This window comes from Dactylosporangium sp. CA-152071 (assembly GCF_050936335.1).
Taxonomy (GTDB): Bacteria; Actinomycetota; Actinomycetes; order Mycobacteriales; family Micromonosporaceae; genus Dactylosporangium; species Dactylosporangium maewongense.
On the sequence record NZ_JBNJMZ010000002.1, the window covers coordinates 44,376 to 66,618 of the forward strand.

A 22,243-nucleotide genomic window follows, 5' to 3' on the forward strand; every position below is an offset into this window, starting at 1 on the left:
CTCGCGGGAACGCACCAACTACCCGCTGACGGTGTCGGTCGACGACGACGGCGACGCGCTCGGCTTCGTCGTCGCCGCCGTCGCCCCCATCGACCCGGCCGCCGTGGCCCGCATGCTGCTCACCGCCATCGAAGGGCTGGTGCCGGCCCTCGAGGCGGGCGCGCCGCGCACCCCGCTGCCGGCCGTGCCGGTCCTCGACGCGGCCGAACTGGACCGGGTGCTGGTCCAGTGGAACGACACCGCGGCCGACGTGCCGTCAGGGACCGTGCCGGACCTGTTCGCCGCGCAGGCGAGCCTGACGCCGGACGCGCCGGCGGTGGAGTTCGAGGACACGGTGCTCACCTACCGGGAGCTGTCCGCCCGGTCCGACCGGATCGCCCACCGGCTCACCGCCCTCGGGGTCGGCGCCGAGTCGGTGGTCGCGGTCCACCTGGACCGTGGCGCCGACACCGTCGCCGCGGTGCTCGGCGTGTGGAAGGCCGGCGCCGCGTACCTGCCGGTCGACCCCGAGCTGCCGGCCGAGCGGATCGCGTTCATGCTCGCCGACGCGGGCGCCGCGTGCGTCATCACCGGCGGACCGGCGACCGGTCTGGGCGTCCCGGTCGTCGACGTCCGCGACCCGGCGGGCGCGGCCGGCGACACGATCAGCAGGAGAGTGCTGCCGGACCAGGCGGCGTACGTCATGTACACGTCCGGGTCGACCGGCGTGCCGAAGGGCGTCGTCGTCACCCACGCCGGGATCGTGAACCGGCTGGCGTGGCTGCGGACCCAGATCCCCCTCGCCGCCGGGGACCGGCTGCTGCACAAGACCCCGCCCGGGTTCGACGTCTCGGTGTGGGAGCTGTTCCTGCCGCTCGTCCAGGGCGCGGTCACGGTCGTCGCCCGGCCCGGCGGCCACCGCGACCCGTCCTACGTCGCCGAGCTGATCCGCGCGCGCTCCATCGACACCGTCCACTTCGTCCCGTCCATGCTGGAGGCGTTCCTGGCGCTGCCGGAGGCCGCGGCGTGCACCGTCCTGCGGCGGATCGTGTGCTCCGGTGAGGCGCTCACCGCGCGGCTGCGGGACCGGAGCTTCGCTGTGCTGCCCGGGGTCGCGCTGTTCAACCTGTACGGCCCGGCGGAGGCGCCGACCGAGGCCGGATGCGAGGTCCCGGCCGGCGGCGCCGACGTCCCGATCGGCCGGCCGGTCGCCAACACCCGGGCGTTCGTGCTCGACGAGCGGCTCGCGCCGGTCCCGGTCGGGGTCGCCGGCGAGCTGTACGTCGCCGGCGCCCAGCTCGCCCGCGGCTACGCCGGCCGGGCCGGGCTGACCGCCGAACGGTTCGTCGCCGACCCGTTCGACACCGGCGGGCGGCTGTACCGGACCGGCGACGTGGTGCGCCGCGACGCCGGCGGCGACCTGGTGTACCTCGGCCGCGCCGACGACCAGGTGAAGATCCGCGGGGTCCGGGTCGAGCCGGCCGAGGTCGAGGCGGTGCTCGCCGCGCACCCGCTGGTCGTCCGGGCCGCCGTCGTCGCGCGGGAGGACACCGCCGGCGACCGGCGCCTCGTCGCGTACGTCGTCGGGACCGCCGACAGCGCGAGCCTGCGCGCGTTCGCCCGCGGCCGGCTGCCAGAGGCCATGGTGCCGTCGGCGGTCGTGGTCCTCGACGAGCTGCCGCTGTCGGTCAACGGCAAGCTGGACCGTGGGGCACTGCCCGCGCCGGACCTCACGACCGGGGCCGGGCGCGCCCCGGCGAACGCCCGCGAGGAGCTGCTGTGCCTGGCGTTCGCCGACGTGCTCGGCGTCGACGGGGTCGGCGTCGACGACGACTTCTTCGCCCTCGGCGGGCATTCGCTGCTCGCCGTCCGGCTCGTCAGCCGGATCCGGGCCACACTCGGCGTCGAGGTGTCGCTGCGCAGCCTGTTCGAGGCGCCGACCCCGGCCGGCCTCGCGGCCCGGATCGCGGGTGCCGGCGTCGCCCGGCCCGCGCTGGAGCCGGCGCTGCGCCCGGCGCGGCTGCCGCTGTCGTTCACGCAGCAGCGGCTGTGGTTCATCGGGCAGCTGGAAGGCCCCAGCGCCACCTACAACCGGCCGGTCGTCCTGCGGCTGTCCGGCAGCGTCGACCGCGCCGCCCTCGACGCGGCGTGGCGGGACGTGATCGGCCGGCACGAGGTGCTGCGCACGGTCTTCCCGACCGAGGACGGGCAGCCGTTCCAGCGCATTGTCGACGTCGCCGACCTCGACTGGCGGTTGCAGGCCGCGGACGTGACGGCACAGGAGCTGCGCGCCGGGGTCGCGGCGGCGGCGGACCACGCGTTCGACCTGGCCACCGAGATCCCGATCCGGGCGTGGCTGTTCACCGCCCCCGGCGAGCAGGTCCTCGTCGTCGTCGTGCACCACATCGCCAGCGACGGCTGGTCCACCAAACCGCTCGCCGACGACCTGTCCACGGCGTACGCGGCCCGCCTGCACGGCCGGGCGCCGGTGTGGCAGCCGCTGCCGGTGCAGTACGCGGACTACACGCTGTGGCAGCGGGACCTGCTCGGCGACGACGAGGACCCGGACAGCCTGATCGCCCGGCAGGTCGCCTACTGGCGGCAGGCGCTCGCCGGCGCCCCCGCGGAGCTGGCATTGCCGGTGGACCGGCCCCGCCCGGCGGTCTCGCAGCATCTCGGGCACACCATGCCGGTGCACATCCCGGCCGGCGTCCACACCCGCGTCCGCGCCGTCGCCCGCGAGCAGGGCGTGACGGTCTTCATGCTGCTGCAGGCCGCGCTCGCCGTGACGGTCGCCAAGCTCGGCGCCGGCACCGACATCCCGATCGGTTCGGCGATCGCCGGGCGCACCGACGAAGCCCTCGACGACCTCGTCGGCTCCTTCGTCAACACGCTCGTCATCCGCACCGACGTGTCCGGCGACCCGACGTTCGCGGAGCTGCTCGCCCGGGTGCGGGAGACCAGCCTCGCCGGGTTCGAGCACCAGGACGTGCCGTTCGAGCGGCTCGTCGAGGAGCTCGCCCCGTCGCGCTCCCTCGCCCGGCACCCGCTCTTCCAGGTGCTGCTGACGATGCAGAACAACGCCGCCGCGGAGCTGGACCTGGCGGGCGTGAGCGCCGGGCAGGTGGCGGCGCAGTGGGCGACCGCGGCACCCGCCCCGGCGGGTGAACCGGCCGACGGGCCGGAGACGGTGGCGCCGGTGGTGACGGCGGCCAAGTTCGACATCGACGTCATCGTCGGTGAGGTCTTCGACCCGGACGGGTCGCCGGCCGGCATCCGCGGCGGACTGACCGGCTCCGTCGACCTGTTCGACGCCACGACCGTCGCCGGGTTCGCCGATCGGTGGGCGCGGGTCCTGGCCGCCGTCACCGCCGACCCGGACCTGCCGGTCTCGGCCGTCGACGTGCTCGCCGCCGACGAGCGGCACCGGCTTCTCGTCCGGTGGAACGACACGCGCACGGCGCTGCCGGACCTGCCGGTCCCGGCGATGATCGCCGCGCAGGCGGCCAGAACCCCCGGCGCCGCCGCCATCGTGAGCGACGAGGCCGGGATCACCTACGCGGAGCTGGAGGGCCGGGCGAACCGCCTCGCCAGGTTCCTGACCGGGCTGGGGGTCGGCGCCGAGTCCGTGGTCGGCCTGTGCCTGCCGCGCGGGCTGGACATGATCGTGGCCCTCCTCGCCGTGTGGAAGGCCGGCGGCGCTTACCTGCCGCTCGACCCCACCCACCCGCCGGCCCGGCTGTCGTTCATGCTCGCCGACGCCCGCGCCGCCGTCGTGCTCGGCACCGAGGACCTCCTCGACGAGCTGCCGGCCGGCCGGATCCGCACGGTCGCGCTCGACGACCCGCGGATCGCCGCCCGGCTGGTCGCGACGTCCGGCGAACCCCTGGACGTCCGCGTCCTGCCGGGCCACCTGGCCTACGTCATCTACACCTCCGGCTCGACCGGCACCCCGAAGGGCGCCGGCATCACCCACGGCGCCCTGGCCAACTACGTGGCCGACGTGCCGTCCCGCGTCGGGCTGGCCGGCCCGGGCCGCTACGGCGTGCTGCAGGGGCAGGTCACCGACCTCGGCAACACCGTCGTGTTCGGGGCGCTCGCCACCGGCGGGACGCTCGTGGTCGCGCCGGAGACGGTCGTCACCGACCCGGCCGGGATGGCCGCGTTCCTCGACACGCGACGGGTCGACGCGCTGAAGGTGGTGCCGTCGCACCTGGCGGCGCTCGGCGCCGGGCCGGACGGGCTCGCCGGCGTCCTGCCCGGCCGCGGCGTGGTGCTCGGCGGCGAGGCGGCACCGGCGGGCCTGATCCGTGACCTCCTCGCCACGGACCGGGCTGTCCACAACCACTACGGGCCGACCGAGACCACGATCGGCGTGCTGACCGCCCGGCTGGACCAGCACACCGTGCGCGACGGGGTGGCGCCGATCGGCCGGCCGGTCGCCAACACCCGCGTCTACGTCCTCGACGACCGCCTCACCCCGGTCCCGGCCGGCGTCGCCGGCGAGCTGTACGTCGCCGGCGCGCAGCTGGCCCGCGGCTACGTCGGGCGGGCCGGGCTGACCGCGGGCCGGTTCGTCGCGGACCCGTTCGGCGCCGGCGAGCGGCTGTACCGCACCGGCGACGTCGTGCGCTGGAACCCCGACGGGCACCTGCTGTACCTGGGCCGCGTCGACGAGCAGGTGAAGATCCGCGGCTACCGGATCGAACCCGGCGAGACCGAGGCGGTGCTGACCACGCACCGGCAGGTGGCCCGGGCGGCCGTCGTCGCCCGCGAGGACACCGCAGGCGAACGTCGCCTCGTCGCCTACGTCGTGCCCGACGACGAGGACGACCTGAAGGACCCGGCGCTGCCGGCCACCGTGCGGCAGTACGCGGCCGGCCGCCTGCCCGACCATCTCGTCCCGGCGGCCGTGGTGGTCCTCGCCGCCCTGCCGCTGACCGGTAACGGCAAGCTCGACCGCCGGGCCCTGCCCGCGCCCGGGTTCGCGACCACCGCCGGCACCGGCCGGGGCCCGGCCGACGCCCGCGAGGAGCTGCTCTGCCAGGCGTTCGCGCAGATCCTCGGCCTGGACTCAGCCGGCGTCGACGACGACTTCTTCGACCTCGGCGGGCACTCGCTGCTGGCCGTGCGGCTGGTCAGCCGGATCCGGACGCTGCTCGGCACCGAGGTCGACATCCGCGCCCTGTTCGAGGCGCCGACCCCGGCCGGCCTCGCCGCGCGGCTCTCGACGGCACGGGGCGCGCGGCCGGCGCTGACCCCGCAGCCGCGCCCGGACCGGATCCCGCTGTCCTACGGCCAGCGCCGCCTGTGGATCATCGACCAGCTGGAGGGCCCCAGCCCGACCTACAACATTCCGGTCGCGGTCGGGATGCCCGGCCCCGTCGACCGGCCGGCGCTCGCCGCGGCACTGCGTGACGTGCTGGGCCGGCACGAGGTGCTGCGCACGGTGTTCCCGTCCGCGGACGGCGAGCCGTTCCAGCGCATCGTCGACCTCGCCGACCTGCGGTGGGAGCTCGAGGTCGTCGAGGTGACGGAGGAGGAGCTGCCGGCCGCCGTCGAGCGGGCCCGCCAGCACGTGTTCCACCTGGCCACCGACGTGCCGATCCGGGCGTGGCTGTGCACCGCCGGGCCCGACACCAACGTCCTCGTCGTCGTGGTGCACCACATCGCCGGTGACGGCTGGTCGTGGACCCCGCTCGGCAACGACGTCGATGTCGCCTACACCGCCCGGCGGGCCGGCGTCGCTCCACAGTGGACGCCGCTGCCCGTGCAGTACGGCGACTACGCGCTCTGGCAACGGCAGCTGCTCGGCGACGACCGGGACCCGGACAGCCTGATCTCGCGGCAGGTCGCGCACTGGCGGCAGGCCCTCGCCGGGCTGCCGGAGGAGCTGGCCCTGCCGTTCGACCGGCCCCGGCCGGCGGTCATCGGTCACCGCGGCACCCGCACGGCGGTCGAGGTCCCCGCCGACGTGCACGCCCGGCTCCTCGCCGTCGCCCGCGAGCAGGGCGTCACCATGTTCATGCTGCTCCAGGCGGCGCTGGCGGCGCTGCTGTCGAAGCTCGGCGCGGGCCAGGACGTCCCGATCGGTTCGGCGGTCGCCGGCCGCACCGACGAAGCCCTCGACAACCTCGTCGGCTACTTCGTCAACACGTTCGTGATGCGCACGGACCTCACCGGCGACCCGACCTTCGCCGAGCTGCTCGCCCGGGTGCGGGAGACGGCGCTGTCGGCGTTCGAGCACCCCGACGTGCCGTTCGAGCGCCTCGTGGAGGAGCTGGCCCCGGCCCGGTCCTTGGCCCGGCACCCGCTCTTCCAGGTGATGCTGCTGCTGCAGGACCCGGCCACGGCGGGCGACGGCCCGCCCGCGGCCGAACCCGAGCCGCAGGAGGGCGCGGCGACGGCGAAGTTCGACCTCGACTGCAGCATCGGCGAGCTCTACGACGCCACGGGCGCACCGGCCGGCATGTTCGGCGGGCTGGTCGCCGCGACCGACCTGTTCGAGACGGCGACGGCGCAGCGGATCGTCGAGCGCTGGGTCCGGCTGCTCGCCGCGGTGAGCGCCGATCCGCTGCTGCGCCTCAGCGAGGTCGAGGTGCTGTCTGGCGACGAGCGCGCGACGGTCCTCGGCGCCTGGAACGACACGGCCGCCGGCGTGCCGGACACGACGGTCGTCGGCATGTTCGAGGCCCAGGCCGCCCGCACTCCGCAGGCGGTCGCCGTCATCCGCGGCGACACGGAGGTGACCTACGCGGAGCTCGACGACCGCGCCAACCGCCTCGCCCGCCTGCTGATCGGCCGGGGCGTCGGGCCGGAGTCGATCGTCGCGGTCGTCCTGGAACGCGACGTCGACCTGCTCGTCGCGCTGCTCGCGGTGCTCAAGGCGGGTGCCGCGTACCTGCCGATCGACCCGGCGTACCCGGCCGGGCGGACCGCGTTCGTCCTCGCGGACTCCGGCGCGGTGTGCCTCGTCAGCGACGGCGGCCTCCTCGACCGGCTCGAGGAGTTCGAGGTGCGGGTCGGCGGGCACGACATCGTGCCGGTCGTGCTGCTCGACGAGCCCGGCGTCGCCGGTGAGCTCGCCGCGCTGCCGGGCGCCCCGGTCGAGGAGGGTGAGCGGCGCGGTGCCCTGCTGCCCGAGCACCCGATCTGGGTCATCTACACCTCAGGCTCCACCGGCCGCCCGAAGGGCGTCCTCGTCGGGCACCGGGCCGTCGTCAACTTCCTGGAGTCGATGCGGCAGCGGTTCGCGTTCGGGCCCGGCGACCGGCTCCTCGCGGTCAGCACGGTCGGCTGCGACATGGCGGGGCTGGAGTTCTACCTGCCGCTCGTCTGCGGGGTGCCGATGATCCTCGCCTCGCAGGAGCAGGTGCTCGACCCGTGGGCGCTGCGGGAGCTGATCCGGTCCCGGGAGGCGACGGTCGTGCACGCCACCCCGAGCCTGTGGCGCGGCCTCGTCGCCGACGCCGACGACCGGGTCGACTGGTCCGGGGTCCGGGTGTACGTCGGTGCCGAGGCGCTCCCGGACGACCTGGCGCGCACGCTGCTGGAGCGGACCCCGGCGCTGACCAACCTGTACGGGCCGACGGAGACCACCGTCTGGTCCACCGCGCGGCACACGACCGCCGGCGCCGCGGACCTGACGTCGATCGGCGGGCCCATCGCCAACACGCAGGTGTACGTCCTGGACGACGCGCTCGACCCGGTCGCGCCGGGCGTGCGCGGCGAGCTGTACATCGCCGGGGACGGCCTGGCCCGGGGCTACCTCGGCCGCCCGGGGCTGTCGGCCGGCCGGTTCGTCGCGTGCCCGTTCGGTGGCGGCGGGCAGCGGATGTACCGCACCGGCGACGTCGTGCGGTGGAGCAACGAGGGGGACCTCGCGTTCCTCGGCCGCGCCGACGACCAGGTGAAGATCCGCGGGTTCCGGGTCGAGCTCGGCGAGGTCGAGGCGGTGGTCGCCGCCCACCCGCGGGTCGCGCAGGCGACCGTGATCGCGCGGGAGGACGACCCGGGCGACCGGAGGCTCGTCGCCTACGTCGTTCCGTCAGCTGCGTCGGGGGAGCCCGGCGAGGACGACCTGCCGGGCCAGGTGCGGGCGTTCACCGCGCAGCGCCTGCCCGCCTACATGGTGCCGTCGGCCGTGGTGGCGCTGCCGGTGCTGCCGCTGATGCCCAACGGGAAGCTGGACCGCAAGGCGCTGCCGGTGCCCGGCCCGGTGACCGCCGCGGTCGATGACGACATCCAGGTGACCGCGCTGGAGCGGCACATCCGCGAGGTGTTCGCCGAGGTGCTCGGCGTGCAGACCGTCGGCGACGAGGACGACTTCTTCGCGCTCGGCGGGCACTCGCTGCTGGCGGTCCGGGCGGTGGCGCGGCTGAAGGACCGGGGCCTGTCGTTCGCGGTGCGGGACATCTTCGCCGCCCCGACGGTGAAGGGCCTGCTGGGCCGCGCGGGCCTGTCGTCCCTGCGGGACGTGCTCGGGGTCCTCATGCCGATCCGGGAGGACGGCGACCAGCCCGCGATCTTCTGCGTGCACCCGGCGGGCGGCCTCGGCTGGTGCTACCTGCCGATGGCGGGGGCCGTGCCGCGCGACATCCCCCTGTACGCGCTGCAGGCCCGCGGCCTGGACGGTGCCGCCCCGTTCGCCGCCTCGCTGGGCGAGATGGCGCAGGACTACATCGACCAGCTGCGGACGGTCCAGCCGGCCGGGCCGTACCGGCTGATGGGCTGGTCGTCCGGCGGGCGGGTGGCCCACGAGATCGCGGTGCGGCTGCAGGCGGCCGGCGAAGAGGTGTCGGCGTTGATCCTGCTCGACGTGTACCCGCCGCGCCCCGAGCCGGAGCACGGGCCGCTGGACGGCGAGGCGGCCGGTGGAGGTTCCACGGACCTCGAGGAGCCGGCGCCGCCGGACCCGGAGGCCGAGCTGCTCGCGCTGCGTGACTGGGTCCGCGGGATGGCGGGCCCGCTCGGCGGCCTGTCCGACGAGGACTGCGTGCACTTCGCGCACTGCTTCCTGAACAACCAGAGGATCTCCGCCGAGCACACCTACGGCCGGTTCGAGGGCGACGTGATGGTGCTCGTCGCTGGGGCGGACCGTCCGGCGGACGCCCGGTCGGCACAGGACTGGCAGCGCTACGTGAGCGGCGCGGTCCGGGAGGCGGAGATCGACTGCCGGCACAGCCAGATGGTCGAGCCGCGGTGGCTCGGCGAGGTCTGGTCGGCCGTCGAGGAATACGTCCAGGGCGGCGAACGGATCGGCGGTCGATGATGTATCGGCATACACTCACCAGGTCGGTTTTGGCCAGGCTTGATCGACGGCGCCGGTTACGCAACGAATGCCCGCTTACTTCCTCGGAGTACGAGACGGGCATTGACAACGTACTGAAATGTCGCGATCGTTGCCCCGGTAGACGGCCTTCTGCACGGGGTGGGAGGCCGTCCGCAACGGGGAGGCGTTGGATGCATGAGCGTGAACTTCGAGCTTTCACCTCTATCGCCCGGACCGGCCGCATCGATCTCGCGGCCAAGGCGCTCGGCTATTCGCAGCCCGCACTCAGCTATCAGCTCCGGCAGTTGGAGACCACGCTCGGCGCGACACTGTTCACGCGGGACTCCACCGGGGCGAAACTGACCGTGACCGGGCAGGTGTTACTGCCGACGGCGCAGGCGGCGCTCGCGCTCATCGAGAGCATGAAGCAGACCGCGGGCGCGGTCGACCGCCATGCCGGTGGGCGGCGCAACGACAAGAAGAGGTAGCCGCCGCGGCGTTCACCGACCGCGGTGTGCAACTGTGCGAGTTGACGGTTGCGCACCGCGGTTTTCTCTGTTCACGGGTGTTCAACTGTGCCCTTGCGTCAGTTGAGCGGGCATTCCGGCCGTTGCGGTGCGTATACCTGTCGCGACCCTGTGTGTCGATACCCCGTTCGAGTGGTTAGCAGACCGTTCGACCCCGCACAACCCAACATCAGGTTTGTCGATGTAGCCATGCAATGCCGTGGATGCGGTGGATACCGTTCCTGACGCATCGTCCAGTACAGGGGGGCGGACGCGGGGGAGTGATGTTGGAACAGTCGAGCAATGTAGTGCCCAGACTCGAGCGGCCAACGCTGCGGGGCACGGAATCCGTCGGTGGGAAACATCTGGACCTGTTGGTCGGCGGGGCGTCCCCGACCCAGTTCGTCCCCATCGACTCGTTACAACCGGCGGACTCGCCACGGCTCAACGGCGAGGACGTCGAACACATCCAGATGCTGGCCGGCGTGGAGACCAAGCTCCCGCCGATCCTGGTCCACCGGCAGAGCATGCGGGTCATCGACGGCATGCACCGGCTGCGGGCCGCCCAGCTGCGCAATGACGAGCACATCGAAGTGCAGTTCTTCGACGGTTCGGAGCAGGAGGCGTTCGTCCTCGGCGTGAAGGCGAACGTGACGCACGGCCGGCCGCTGTCGCTGTCGGACCGCACCACCGCCGCCGAACGGATCATGATCATGCATCCGGCCTGGTCGGACCGGGCCATCGCGACCTCCGCCGGGCTCGGCGTCCGGTCGGTGGCAAACCTGCGGCGCCGGCTGCGGGACGAGATCGACGAGCTCGGCGAGGTGCAGGCCCGCACCGGCCTCGACGGGCGGGTCCGGCCGCTGGACAGCGCCGACAGCCGCCTGAAGGCGGCGGACTTCATCAAGAAGCACCCCGACGCGTCGCTGCGGGTCGTCGCACGCAGCGTCGGACTCTCCGCGGCGACCGTGCGCGACGTCCGCCAGCGGGTCGAGCGCGGCGAGAGCCCGGTGCCGTCCAGCCGGGTCCGCCGGCAGGGCGGCGGCCAGGGCGAGGGGCACGGCGGCGGTCCCGGCCGGGACGGCGTGCCCGGCGACCTGATCGCCATCGAAGCGCTGGTCCACGGGCTGAAGGCCGACCCGTCGCTGCGGCTGACCGACTCCGGCCGCCGGCTGCTGCGCTGGGTCCTGACGAAGGTGCTCGTCCCCGAGGAGTGGCAGGAGGTCAGCGACGGCCTGCCGCCGCACGCGGCCTACGTGCTGAGCAACGTCGCCCGCCGGTGCGCGACCGAATGGCAGCGGGTCGCCGACGACCTGGAACAACGCACCCGAAACATGGCCTGAGACGGACCCTTGAGGGTGCCGCACGACAGAGATGAGTGCCATCGTGGACACCGCGACGCCACCCAGGATCAACCTCGTCGACCCGGGCCTCTACCGGGCCGGCGACCCGTTCGCCCAGTGGCGGTGGCTGCGCGCCAACGACCCCGTGCACCGGCACGAGGCGACGGAGTATCCGTCGTTCTGGGCGCTGACCCGCTACGACGACATCAAGGCCGTCTTCCGTGACGCCGAGACGTTCAGCTCGGCCGGGGGCATCCTGCTGCGCCCCGCCGGTCACGGTGCGGACCCGGGCGGCGGGCAGACCCTCGCCCTCACCGACCCGCCCCGGCACCGGCAGCTGCGCGGCCTCGTCGACGAGTGGTTCGCCGTCCGGGCCGTGCGAGGCATCGAGCCGCGGATGCGCGAGATCGCCGGCAAGGTCGTCGAGCTGGCGATCCGGCGCGGACAGGTCGACTTCGTCGAGGACATCGCCGCGCGGATCCCGCTGTACATGATCTGCGGCATGATGGGCGTTCCCGAGCCCGACTGGGAGCGGCTGTTCACCCTGAGCCGCCAGGCGTTCGGCGGCGACGACGCGATGACCCGCCGGTTCGCGCACCTGGACATCATGGGCTACTTCGAGGGCCTCGCCACGGCCAAGCGCAAGAACCCGGGCGAGGACCTCGTGAGCGTCCTGGTGACCGGCGAGATCGACGGCAAACCGCTGACGCAGGGCGAGATCCTGCTCAACTGCGACAACCTGTTCGTCGGCGGCGCCGAGAACACCCGCATCGCCGCGGCCGGCGGCATGCTCGCTTTCCTGGAGCACCCGGACGAGTGGCGTCGCGTCGCCGCCGACCGGTCGCTCATGCCGTCCGCGGTCGAGGAGGTGCTGCGCTGGACGTCCACGCCGACGCACATCCTGCGCACCGCGACCCGGCCGGTGGAGCTCCGCGGCCGGCGGATCGAGGCCGGCGACCCGGTGACGCTGTGGCTGCCCTCGGCGAACCGCGACGAGGAGGTCTTCGCCGACCCGGACCGCTTCGACGTGGGCCGCCAGCCGAACCGGCACCTGTCTCTGGGCTTCGGCGAGCACTTCTGCGTCGGCAGCGTCCTTGCCCGGGTCGAGATCCGGTTCCTGTACGAGGAACTGCTCGACCGCAACATCGGCGTCGAGTTCGACGGCGACCCGGTCCTGCTGGACTCCATCGTCGTGAACGGCCCGGAACGGCTGCCGGTGAAGCTCACGCCGGCCTGATCGCCGCCGCGGCCCACCACACGACAACGGCGGTGTCCCCGAGGGGGCACCGCCGTTGCGGTGTCCGGTTCAGCTGACCATCGCCGTGCGCTGCTGCGGGGCGAACTGGGTGCGGTACAGGTCCGCGTACATTCCGCCCGCGGCGAGAAGCTGGTCGTGGGTGCCACGCTCGCGGATCCGCCCGCCGTCGATCACGAGGATCTGGTCGGCGTCGCGGACCGTCGACAGGCGGTGCGCGATGACCAGCGACGTGCGGCCCGTGAGCGTCGTCTCCAGGGCCCGCTGGATCGCCGCCTCGGACTCGGAGTCCAGGTGCGCCGTCGCCTCGTCGAGCACCACGATCGGTGGCGACTTCAGCAGCAGCCGGGCCAGCGCCACCCGCTGCTTCTCCCCGCCGGACATGCGGTAGCCGTGGTCGCCGACGATCGTGTCGAGGCCGTTGGGCAGCGCGGCGATCATGTCCCAGATCTGCGCCGAGCGGCACGCCGCGACCAGCTCGTCCTCGGTCGCCCGCGGCTTCGCGAACAGCAGGTTGGCCCGGATCGTGTCGTGGAACATGTGCGCGTCCTGGGCGACGACACCGACCAGCTCGCTCACCGACTCCAGCGTGACGTCCCGCAGGTCGTGCCCGCCGACGCGGACCGCCCCCGCGACCGGGTCGTACAGGCGCGGCACCAGGTGGGTGATGGTGCTCTTGCCGGCGCCGGACGGGCCGACCAGAGCCGTCATCTTCCCGGCCGGGACACGGAAGCTGACGCCGTGCAGCACCGTCGCGTTCTCGGCCCGCTCCACCGGCTTGCCGGAGAAGGTCTCCAGCGACGGCAGCGACACGTCCGCCGCCGACGGGTAGCGGAACTCGACGGCGTCGAACTCGATGTCGGGGGCGACGCCGCCGGTGCCGGCCGGCAGCGGCTGTGCGCCGGGCTTGTCGTCGATGAGCGGCCGCAGGTCCAGGATCTCGAAGATCCGGTCGAAGCTGACCAGCGTCATCAGGATGTTCACCTGGATCGAGTTCAGCTGGATGACCGGGTTGTACAGGCGGGTGATGAGCGCGAACAGCGCGACCAGCGTGCCGATCTGCAGCGCGCCGTCGACGACCAGCCAGCCGCCGAGCCCGTAGATGACCGCGCTGGTGAGGGCGGTGAGCGTGGCGAGGAGGATGCCGAGGAGGTTCTCGTAGGCGTTGCCGACGATGTCGATGTCGCGCATCCGGGCGGCCCGCTTCGCGAACGCCCGCGACTCCTGCCGGGGCCGGCCGTACAGCTTGCTCAGCATCGCGCCGGCGACGTTGAACCGCTCGTTCATCAGCGAGCCGATCTCGGCGTCCTGCTGCATCCCTTCCCGGGCCAGCCGCTGCAGCCGGGCACCGACGACCCGGCCAGGCCACAGGAACAGCGGGATCAGCACCAGCGCCGCGAGCGTGACCTGCCACGACAGGTAGAACATCGAGGCGAGCACGAACACCAGCGTCAGGACGATCGACAGCGACTGTGACAGCAGCGTGGTGACCGCCCGCTGGGTGCCGATCACGTCCGCGTTCAGCCGGCTGACCAGTGCGCCGGTCTGGGCCCGGGTGAAGAACACCAGCGGCTGGCGCTGCACGTGGTCGAACACCCGCACGCGCAGGTCGTAGACGAGCCCGTGGCCGACCTTGCCGGCGAACCAGGACTCGAGGAACGAGACCAGCGCGCCGAAGAGGGCCAGCCCGCCGATCGCCGCGGCGACCGCGATGACCGTGCCGGTGCTGCGCTTCACGATGCCGTCGTCGATGAGCATCTTGACCAGCAGCGGCGCCGCCGCGACGACCGCCGCCTGCACCGCCGTCAGCGTCAGCAGAATGACCAGCCCCCACCGGCGTTCCTTGAGGAACGGCAGGATCCGCTTCCAGGTCCCCGGGCGGATCCGCTGGCGGGTGACGTCGTCGTCGATGTGCAGCGACTGCAGGACGCCGCCCGCGCCCGCGGGAGCCTCGTCCGGGTCCTCGGTGTCGTCGTGGAGCGGCGCGGCGCCCGGCGGGCCGACCGTAGTTGCCATGGGGAACCATCCCTGCCTTGGAGAGGACCGGCGGCGGCCGGTGGGTGTGCGGACGAAGAAGGCCGGCACCCGGGGAGGATGCCGGCCATGTCAGGGTTCGGTCAGGACCAGCGCCACTCACGCTTGTTGAAGAGGTGCTCGGCGGTGATGTTCCGGTCCTTGCACCAGGTGAGGAACTCTTCGATCTGCTTGATCTGGTACGTGTCCTCGTTGTAGGTCGTCGCCATGACGTGGCCCTGCCAGCTCTCCTCGCCCATGGCGTAGATGTAGGCCTCGTCGGAGCCCAGCTCCGTCATGATGGCGGCGGCCTGCTCGGCGTTGGACCCGGACAGCTTCCGCGACTTGCTCATCTTCTTCGACACGGTGACGGTCAGGATCGCCTGGTAGAGCCAGGTCAGCGGCGCGCCGTCGCACTCCATGCCGAGGAAGGCCATGTCGGCCTTGCCGAGGTGGTTGCGGATGTGCCGGTACAGCACCGGGTCGATGCCGGAGGAGTCCGCGCCGACGAAGATGTTCTTCCCCGCGAGCTCGACCCAGTAGGTCGACTTCGAGCGGATGTCGAGGTCCGAGTGCTCGCCCAGGAACGGCGTCGCGGTGACCTTCCCGCCCGGGAACGGCACCTCGTCGAACTCGTCGACCTCGATCACCGGCAGGTTCATCGACCGCAGGTACGCACCCAGCGACGGGTCGACGATGCTGCCCTTCGACGACCGGGGCACCACCACGGCGCCGAGCCGGCCGCGCAGCTGCAGCAGCGTCTCCAGCACGATGTGGTCCTGGTGGCCGTGGGTGATGAGGACCAGGTCGATGAAGTCGGGCAGGTCGTCTAGGGTGTAACGGTCGCCGTGGGTGTTGTCGGCCGAGATGAACGCGTCGGTGATGATCGCCGCCTGCGCGGTCTGCATGACCAGGCAGGCGTGCCCGAAGTAGCGGACCCGGCCGCCGGACTCGATGTGCCGGTCCGGGCTGAGGCTCGGCTTGGTGTCCAGCAGCCGGTCCAGGAACACCGCCTGGCTCGCGTCCAGCTCCAGCGCCTCCCGCAGCTGCCCGGCGGTCGTCGGCTGGACGCGGGCCTTCACCAGCGCCTCCAGCCCCGGGTGCCGGAACGGCATGTCCAGGTCGAGGACCTTCGGGCCGGGGAGGCGGGGCGTGGCAAGGATGAACGGTCGCTCGACGCCGTCCTCGAGGGACAGCTGCACCGACTGGCGGCGCTCGTCGAACATCGAGCTCTTGTAGACCACCGGCTCCATGAAGTGCAGCGACGCCTGGTTGCCCGCGTCGTACGCCAGCTCGACCATGCCGTTCAGGATGGACGGCAGCTTCGGGTACAGCGGCGTGAGATCGAACCCGTTCGCGGACTCGCGGACCAGGTCGGCGCCCTCGATGATGGCCTTGGCGAAGGCGAGCATGTCCGCCCGGTCCCGCTTGATCGCCGCGAGCAGGTCCGCCACCTCGTCCTTGCGGGCCTCCTCGATGCCGACGAAGTACCCGCCGCGAAGCTCCGGGTTGTTGACCGCGGCGATGTGGACCTGCGGGTTCTCCAGGTAGGACTCCAGCAGCGGCACCTGCAGGAACGCGAGGTTCATCGAGCCCTGGACCGGCGCGACGGTGTGCAGCCACGCATAGAAGCGGTCGACGAGGGGTTCCAGGATCGCGTTGGAGCGCAGGAAGCGCGGCTCGGTGTCACTCATCAGTGTCCTCCACATGGGTTGTCAGTGCCGCGGATTCCTCATGGGGGACGGCTGTCACTACCGCATGTCGGTCACGTCTCCACCACCACGCGCACCTGGCAGGGCGAGACCTTACTGACGGGACCGCGCGATGACCAGAACGCGCGGAAACCCCTGCGGCGACGCTGAACAGCACGGTGCGGCGGTGTTCAACTGACGCCCGGCCGCCGGTTGAACACCGTGTCCGCGGGGACGCCCGGACACCGTTGATCGGATCGCCGGTCGGGGTCATAGTAGGTCCGCCTCCGGCACCGCCGGAGGAACGCGGCCCGCCGGCGTGTGGCGGGCACCGACTCTCCCGGGGCCTCACGGAAACCCTCCGGGCGCGAGCGCCCGGGTTCCGTCGTGCCCCGACCCAGTCACCTTTGAGAAAGGGCGGCGTGATGAACCCGTTCGACGACCCCGAAGGCACCTTCCTCGTCCTGGTCAACGACGAGGGGCAGCACTCGCTGTGGCCGGTCTTCGCCAACGTCCCCGCCGGCTGGACGAAAGTGTTCGGGGAGGCCGGTCGCGAGGAGTGCCTCGAGTACATCGAGAAGAACTGGACCGACATGCGCCCCAAGAGCCTCATCGAGGCGATGGAGCGGATGGAGAACGAGAAGGTCGAGGCTTCGCAGAGCTGAGGCCGGAACCTACCCGCTGGGGAGTCTGCTCATGAGTGTCGATCCGCGCCGGACCGTGGGCGCCGTGTTTCTGGAACGGGCCGCCGCACAACCCGGCGAGGTCGCGCTCACCGTCTACCGCGGTGCGGGCGAGGCGGAGAGCCCGGGGCACCCCGGTCTGACCTACGGCGAGCTCGCCCGGCGAGCCGGTCTGCGCGCCGAACGTCTGGCGGAGCGGCTGGCGCCGGGGGAGCGGGTCGTCATCTCGCTGCCGACCGGCACCGACTTCGTCGAGCTCTACCTGGCGTGCCTGCTCGCCGGGCTCGTCGCGGTGCCGGCACCCCCGCTCGGCGGTTCCGCGCTCGCCGCCGAGCGGGTCGCGGTCATCGTCGGCGACTGCGCCCCCGGCCTGGTCTTCACCGAGGCCCGGGACCGGGCGGCGATGGCGGAGCGGCTCGCCGCGCACGGCCTGGCGCACGTCCCCGTCGAGGAGCCCGGCGACGCGGGCCCCGGCGACCTGCCGGGCCCGTCGCGGCTCCGGCTCGACGCCGGGCCCGGCGCGCTCGCCGTCCTGCAGTACAGCTCCGGGTCGACGGGCTCGCCCAAGGGCGCGATGCTCGAACACCGCAACGTCCTCGCGAACGTGCTTTCCCTGCACGACAACGCCGGTCACGGCCGGCCCGGCGACACGTTCGGCACGTGGGTGCCGCTGCACCACGACTTCGGGCTGTTCGGGCAGCTGACCGTGGCGCTGCTGTACGGGTCCCACACCGTCCTCATGTCGCCGAGCGAGTTCGTGAAGCGGCCGGTCGAGTGGTTCCGGCTCATGTCCCGGTTCCGGTGCACCGTGACCGCCGCGCCCAACTTCGCGTTCGGCCTGTGCCTGCGGCTCATCCAGGACCACCACCTCGACGGCGTCGACCTGTCGGGCATGCAGCAGTTCGTCAACGGGTCCGAGCCGATCCACGTGCCGACGGTGACCGCGTTCGCCAAGCGGTTCGCCGTCACGGGACTGCGGCCCGAGGCGTTCACGGCCGGCTACGGCATGGCCGAGTCGGTCGTCTACGTGTCCTCGACCCCGCGCGGCGAGGCGCCGAGCGTGTTCGTCGCCGACCCGGCCGGCACCATGTCCGCCGAGCGTCCGGCGCTCAACCACAGCACCGGCGGTGAGGGCAAGGAGATCGCCGGCGTCGGCACGCCCCGCGCGCACACGGCCCGCGTCGTCGACCCGCAGACCCGCCAGGTCCTGCCGGACGGCGCGATCGGCGAGCTGTGGCTGCGCGGCGACAGCGTCGGCCCCGGCTACTGGGGCCGGCCCGAGCTCAGCGAGGAGATCTTCAACGCCCGCCTCGACGACGAGCCCGGCTGGCTCCGCACGGGCGACCTGGCCGCGTTCCGCGACGGCGAGCTGTTCATCACCGGCCGGCTCAAGGAGATCGTGATCGTCCGCGGCCGCAACCTGTTCCCGCACGACCTGGAGCAGCAGGCCCGGCAGGCGCACCCCGCGCTGGCGGCGTTCGCCGGGGCCGCGTTCGGCGTCTCCGTGCCGGACGAACGCGTCGTGGTCGTCCACGAGGTCGACCCGCGGACCAAGACGGAGGACCTGCCGGCCGTGGCACTGGACGTCGCGCGGCACCTCACCGAGTTCTTCGGCGTCCCGGCCCGCAACGTCGTGCTGGTCCGCCGCGGCACTGTCCGCCGCACCACCAGCGGCAAGATCCAGCGGCGGGCGATGCGGGACCTGTTCCTCGCCGGCCGCGTCCCGACCCTGCACAGCCGGCTCGACCCCGACGTGCGGCGCCTGCTGCCGGTCGATGCGCAGTGAGCACCACGACCGCGGCCGCTGATCCGGTCGCGCGGCTCGACGCCGCGCTCGGCGACCCCGGCGAGGGCGGCCGCGTCGCCGCCGAGGCCGACGCCGGCGAACGGTTCCCGGCCGAGGCGTGCGCCCGGCTCGACGCCGCCGGCCTCGCCGCGTACTACGTGCCCGTCGCGCACGGCGGCCGGCTCGACGACCACGAGGTGCTGCTGCGGCTGCTGCGCACCGTCGCCCGCCGCGACGTGACCGCCGCGGTCGCGCACGCCAAGACCTACCTCGGCGCCGCACCCGTGTGGGTCGCCGCGGACCGCCCGCAGGCCCGCACGGTCGCCGCCGCCGTCCTGGCCGGCGACCCGGTCGGCTGGGCACTGTCCGAACCGGACCACGGCGCGGACCTGCTCAACGGCGCCTGCACCGCCGCGCCGCAGCCCGGCGGCTACCGGCTGACCGGCGTGAAGTGGCCGGTCAACAACGCCACCCGGGCCGATCTGCTGACCGTGCTGGCCCGCACCGGCGACGGCGGCGCCCGCGGCCACAGCCTGTTCCTGTTCGACAAGGCGGCCGCACCGGCCGGCTCGTGGCGGGAGCTGCCGAAGGTGGCCACGCACGGCATCCGCGGCGCCGACATCTCCGGCGTCGAGTTCACCGGCGCCGACGTGCCGGCGTCCGCGCGGATCGGCGCCGAAGGCACCGGCGTCGAGACCGTCCTGCGGGCGCTGCAGCTCACCCGGACCATGTGCGCGTCGCTGTCCCTCGGCGCGGGCGAGCACGCGCTGCGGCTGACCGCCAGGTTCGTCGCCGGCCGTGTCATCCAGCGCCGCCCGCTCATTGAGCGGCCGTTCCATGCGTCGGTCCTCGGCCGCGCCGCCGCGCACCTCGCCGCGGTGGAGGCCGCCACCATCGTCGCCTGCCGCGGGATCCACAGCCTGACGGCGGAGCTGAGCGTGCTGTCCGCCGTGACGAAGGCGCTCGCCCCGACTCTCGTGGACTCGGTCCTCGCCGACCTCGCCGAGCTGCTCGGCGCCCGGTCGTTCCTGACCGGCGTGCACGAGCACGGCGCGTTCCAGAAGCTGCGCCGCGACCACCAGGTGGTGGCGATCTTCGACGGCAGCACCCCGGTGAACCGGGCCGGCCTGGTGCAGCAGTTCCCGCGGCTCGTCCGCGGCTGGGTTTCGCGTGGCGCCGACCCGGGCGGCCTGCGCGAGGCGGTACAGGAGCGAACACCACCGCGGCCGCTGGACACCGGTGCGCTGACGCTGCTGTCGCGGCGGGGCTGCTCGGTGGTGCAGTCGCTGCCGGACCTCGCCGCGACCCTGACCGGCGCGCCGGCCGCGCTCGCGACCGCGCTGTGCGGCGACCTGGACGAGCTGCACGCCCGCATGGCGCTGGCACGGCCCGCGGCGCGCCCCGCGATGGTGGCCTATGAACTGGCCGCCGCCTACGAGCTGGGCTTCGCGGCCGCCGCCAGCCTGCACCTGTGGGCCGCCGGACAGGACCGGCACCGCGGCGAGCCGCTGTGGGAGGACGCCCTGTGGCTGCGGGCGGCCCTGCAGGCGCTGCGGTCCCGCATCGCCGCGACCCTCCGGCTGCCGCAGCCTCCCGCCGCCGACGACGACGAGCGACTCGCCCACGTCGTGGCCGACGCCGCACGGACCGGCGCGCCCGTGACACCGTTCGGCGACCCCGTGCCGGGAGCCCCCGGTGGGCGCTGAGGAGCTCGACACGCTGCTCGGCGACCCGTGGGACCCGCAGAACCCGGCCGGGCACGCCGCGGCGCTCGCCGCCGACGAACGCGCCGAGATGTTCGCCGAGGGCGAGCGCCGGCTCGACCGCTACGGCCTCAACGCCGAGTTCGTCCCCGCGGCCTACGGCGGCCGGCTGACCAGCGCCGACCGCCTCGCCGACGTCCAGCGCACCCTGTGGCGGCTCGACCCGTCCCTCGCGGCCGGGTACGGCTTCAGCTCGTTCATCGGCTGGGTCAACGTCTGGGTCGCCGGCACCGACGACCAGCGCCGCGAGGCCGCCGGACTGCTCCTCGGCGGTGGCCGGATCGCCGCCGCGTTCCACGAGCTCGGCCACGGCAACGACCTCGCGAGCGCCGAGTTCGCCGCCCGCCGCGACGCCGGGCGGTGGCTGCTGACCGGCCGCAAGGAGGTCGTCGGAAACCTGCGCCGAGCCGAGGCGTTCGTGCTGTTCGCGCGGACCGCCGACACCGCCGGCAGCCGCAGCCACAGCCAGTTCCTGATCTCCCGTGCCGCCCTGCCCGCCGGCGCGGTGCGGGACCTGCCGCGGGCCGGTAGCTCCGGGCTGCGCGGCCTGCAGCTCGGCGGCATGGAGCTGCGGGACTGCCCGGTGCTGGCCGGCACCCTCCTCGGCAAGGAGGGTGAAGGACTGGAGTCGGCGATGCGGGCGTTCCAGATCACCCGGGCGGTCATCCCGTCGTTCATGACCGGCCCGCTGGACACGGCGCTGCGGGCCGCGATCGGCTTCGCGTCCGGGCGCCGCCTGTACGGCGCGACCGCCGCCGACCTGCCCTACGTCCGCTCGGTCATCGCCCGCGCCCACGCCGACCTGCTCGCCGTCGACGCGGTCTCGACGGTCGTGCTGCGGGCGCTGCACCTGTCCCCGGCGGTCTCGCTGTACGCCCCGGCCGCCAAGTACCTGACCTCGCGGATGGCCCTCGACGCGTTCGAGGACCTGCGCTCGGTCCTCGGCGCGCAGGGCTACCTGCGTGAGGGCCCGTACGCCATCTTCCAGAAGATGGCCCGGGACGCGGCGTCGGCCACGTTCATCCACATCTCGCGCTCCGCGTGCCTCGCCGCGATGCTCCCGGTGCTGCCACGGCTGGCCCGCCGGTCGTGGTTGCTGTCCCCGCCGGCCGCGCGGGAGCTGTTCGAGCCGGGCGGCGCGCTGCCGCCGCTGGACCCGGACCGGCTCAGCGTCGGCGCGCCGACCGAGGACCCCGTCATGGGCACCCTCGCCGCGATCGGTGACGGGGCCGGTGATCGGGCCGACGGCGGGCCGGCCGCCCGGTTCGCCGCCCGGTTCGCCGCCGAGCTGCGCGAGCTGCGCGACGCCTGCCTGGCCCTGCCGCCGCGGGACATCACCATCGGCGCGTCCCCGGCCGCGTTTGCGCTCGCCGACCGGTACAGCGTCCTGCTCGCGGCGGCGTCGGCGCTCGCCCTGCGGGACCGGTTCGGCGACGCGGAACTGCTCGGCGTCCTCGACCGGCTGGCCGGCCGGCTCGGCGGCGCCTCCGTCCTCACCGACGCCGAACGTGCCGGGGTCGAGGAACAGCTGTATCTCGCCGCGGCCGCCCGCCACCGGGACCGCGAACTCTTCGATCTGACGGCCCGGCGCCTGCCGGGACAGGGAGGCCAGCCATGACCGAGCAGCACACCGTCGCCGTCGAGCCGACCGCGGGCGGCATCCGCACGTGGCTCGTCGGCCGCGTCGCGCACTACCTGGACGAGACCCCGGACGCGATCGACCCGCACGCGTCGCTCGCCGAGTACGGGCTGGACTCCGTCTACGCGTTCGCGCTCTCCGGCGAGATCGAGGACACCCTGCGGGTCACCGTCGAACCCACGCTCATCTGGGACGTGGCGAGCATCGCCGACCTCACCGACCGCATCGTCGCGCTGATCGGTGATTCCTCCGCGGGGTGATCGGCACCCGGTTCGTCGTCGTCGTTCCACTTCACACGATCGAGGTTGGCAGTC

11 protein-coding genes (1 of these 11 running past the window's edge) are annotated in these 22,243 nt (G+C 73.5%); 9 read left to right on the forward strand and 2 right to left on the reverse strand.

All coding sequences use genetic code 11. From position 1 onward, the window contains the following. The 4 genes from ACQEVZ_RS40370 to ACQEVZ_RS40385 form a co-directional block, all read left to right on the forward strand. On the forward strand, nt 1–9,250 hold the 3' portion of the coding sequence (locus ACQEVZ_RS40370) for an amino acid adenylation domain-containing protein (protein WP_433377373.1). The gene continues 4,199 nt to the left of window position 1, outside the view; only the last 9,250 of its 13,449 coding nucleotides appear in the window; the start codon falls outside the window, past its left edge; it ends in the stop codon at nt 9,248–9,250. A 191-nt stretch (nt 9,251–9,441) separates the two neighbouring features. Continuing rightward, a complete protein-coding gene (locus tag ACQEVZ_RS40375; RefSeq protein ID WP_360571740.1) occupies nt 9,442–9,738 on the forward strand; it encodes a LysR family transcriptional regulator in 297 nt (98 codons plus the stop codon). A gap of 326 nt (nt 9,739–10,064) precedes the next feature. Continuing rightward, entirely contained in the window at nt 10,065–11,099 is a 1,035-nt protein-coding gene (locus ACQEVZ_RS40380; protein WP_433377377.1) for a ParB N-terminal domain-containing protein, read from the forward strand. Nucleotides 11,100–11,130: 31 nt separating this feature from the next. Further along, a complete protein-coding gene (locus ACQEVZ_RS40385; protein WP_433377380.1) occupies nt 11,131–12,336 on the forward strand; it encodes a cytochrome P450 in 1,206 nt (401 codons plus the stop codon). 69 nt (nt 12,337–12,405) lie between these two features. On the opposite strand, the gene ACQEVZ_RS40390 is transcribed toward ACQEVZ_RS40385, so the two are convergent. Together ACQEVZ_RS40390 and ACQEVZ_RS40395 are read right to left on the reverse strand one after the other, a co-directional pair. After that, nucleotides 12,406–14,370 carry an ABC transporter ATP-binding protein gene (locus ACQEVZ_RS40390; RefSeq protein WP_433377383.1) on the reverse strand — a complete coding sequence of 655 codons (1,965 nt, stop codon included), beginning with the start codon at nt 14,368–14,370 and terminating at the stop codon, nt 12,406–12,408. Nucleotides 14,371–14,471: 101 nt separating this feature from the next. After that, entirely contained in the window at nt 14,472–16,061 is a 1,590-nt protein-coding gene (locus ACQEVZ_RS40395; protein ID WP_433377386.1) for an MBL fold metallo-hydrolase, read from the reverse strand. Nucleotides 16,062–16,483: 422 nt separating this feature from the next. Between ACQEVZ_RS40395 and ACQEVZ_RS40400 the strand changes: the two genes are divergently transcribed. Genes ACQEVZ_RS40400 through ACQEVZ_RS40420 form a run of 5 tightly spaced genes read left to right on the forward strand, consistent with a single transcriptional unit; the run spans nt 16,484 to nt 22,189 of the window. Then, nucleotides 16,484–16,723: an MbtH family protein gene (locus ACQEVZ_RS40400; protein WP_360571750.1), complete on the forward strand. Its 240-nt coding sequence runs from the start codon at nt 16,484–16,486 to the stop codon at nt 16,721–16,723. A gap of 31 nt (nt 16,724–16,754) precedes the next feature. Further along, nucleotides 16,755–18,527 (forward strand): fatty acyl-AMP ligase, encoded by a 1,773-nt coding sequence (locus tag ACQEVZ_RS40405; RefSeq protein ID WP_433377390.1) that lies wholly within the window; start codon nt 16,755–16,757, stop codon nt 18,525–18,527. Then, a complete protein-coding gene (locus ACQEVZ_RS40410) occupies nt 18,524–20,233 on the forward strand; it encodes an acyl-CoA dehydrogenase family protein (protein ID WP_433377393.1) in 1,710 nt (569 codons plus the stop codon). Before ACQEVZ_RS40405 ends, ACQEVZ_RS40410 begins: the two co-directional genes overlap by 4 nt. After that, complete coding sequence (locus tag ACQEVZ_RS40415) at nt 20,223–21,908, forward strand: acyl-CoA dehydrogenase family protein (protein ID WP_433377396.1); 1,686 nt, start codon at nt 20,223–20,225, stop codon at nt 21,906–21,908. The genes ACQEVZ_RS40410 and ACQEVZ_RS40415 overlap by 11 nt, the downstream gene beginning before the upstream one ends. Beyond that, nucleotides 21,905–22,189 carry an acyl carrier protein gene (locus tag ACQEVZ_RS40420; protein WP_433377399.1) on the forward strand — a complete coding sequence of 95 codons (285 nt, stop codon included), beginning with the start codon at nt 21,905–21,907 and terminating at the stop codon, nt 22,187–22,189. The genes ACQEVZ_RS40415 and ACQEVZ_RS40420 overlap by 4 nt, the downstream gene beginning before the upstream one ends. Nucleotides 22,190–22,243: the final 54 nt, after the last annotated feature.

What these genes read in the sequence shown, in the direction of transcription:
- ACQEVZ_RS40375 (WP_360571740.1), top strand. Translation starts at nt 9,442, where the DNA reads ATGCATGAGCGTGAACTTCGAGCTTTCACCTCTATCGCCCGGACCGGC.
- ACQEVZ_RS40385 (WP_433377380.1), top strand. Translation starts at nt 11,131, where the DNA reads ATGAGTGCCATCGTGGACACCGCGACGCCACCCAGGATCAACCTCGTC.
- ACQEVZ_RS40390 (WP_433377383.1), bottom strand. Translation starts at nt 14,370, where the DNA reads ATGGCAACTACGGTCGGCCCGCCGGGCGCCGCGCCGCTCCACGACGAC.
- ACQEVZ_RS40395 (WP_433377386.1), bottom strand. Translation starts at nt 16,061, where the DNA reads ATGAGTGACACCGAGCCGCGCTTCCTGCGCTCCAACGCGATCCTGGAA.
- ACQEVZ_RS40400 (WP_360571750.1), top strand. Translation starts at nt 16,484, where the DNA reads ATGAACCCGTTCGACGACCCCGAAGGCACCTTCCTCGTCCTGGTCAAC.
- ACQEVZ_RS40405 (WP_433377390.1), top strand. Translation starts at nt 16,755, where the DNA reads ATGAGTGTCGATCCGCGCCGGACCGTGGGCGCCGTGTTTCTGGAACGG.
- ACQEVZ_RS40420 (WP_433377399.1), top strand. Translation starts at nt 21,905, where the DNA reads ATGACCGAGCAGCACACCGTCGCCGTCGAGCCGACCGCGGGCGGCATC.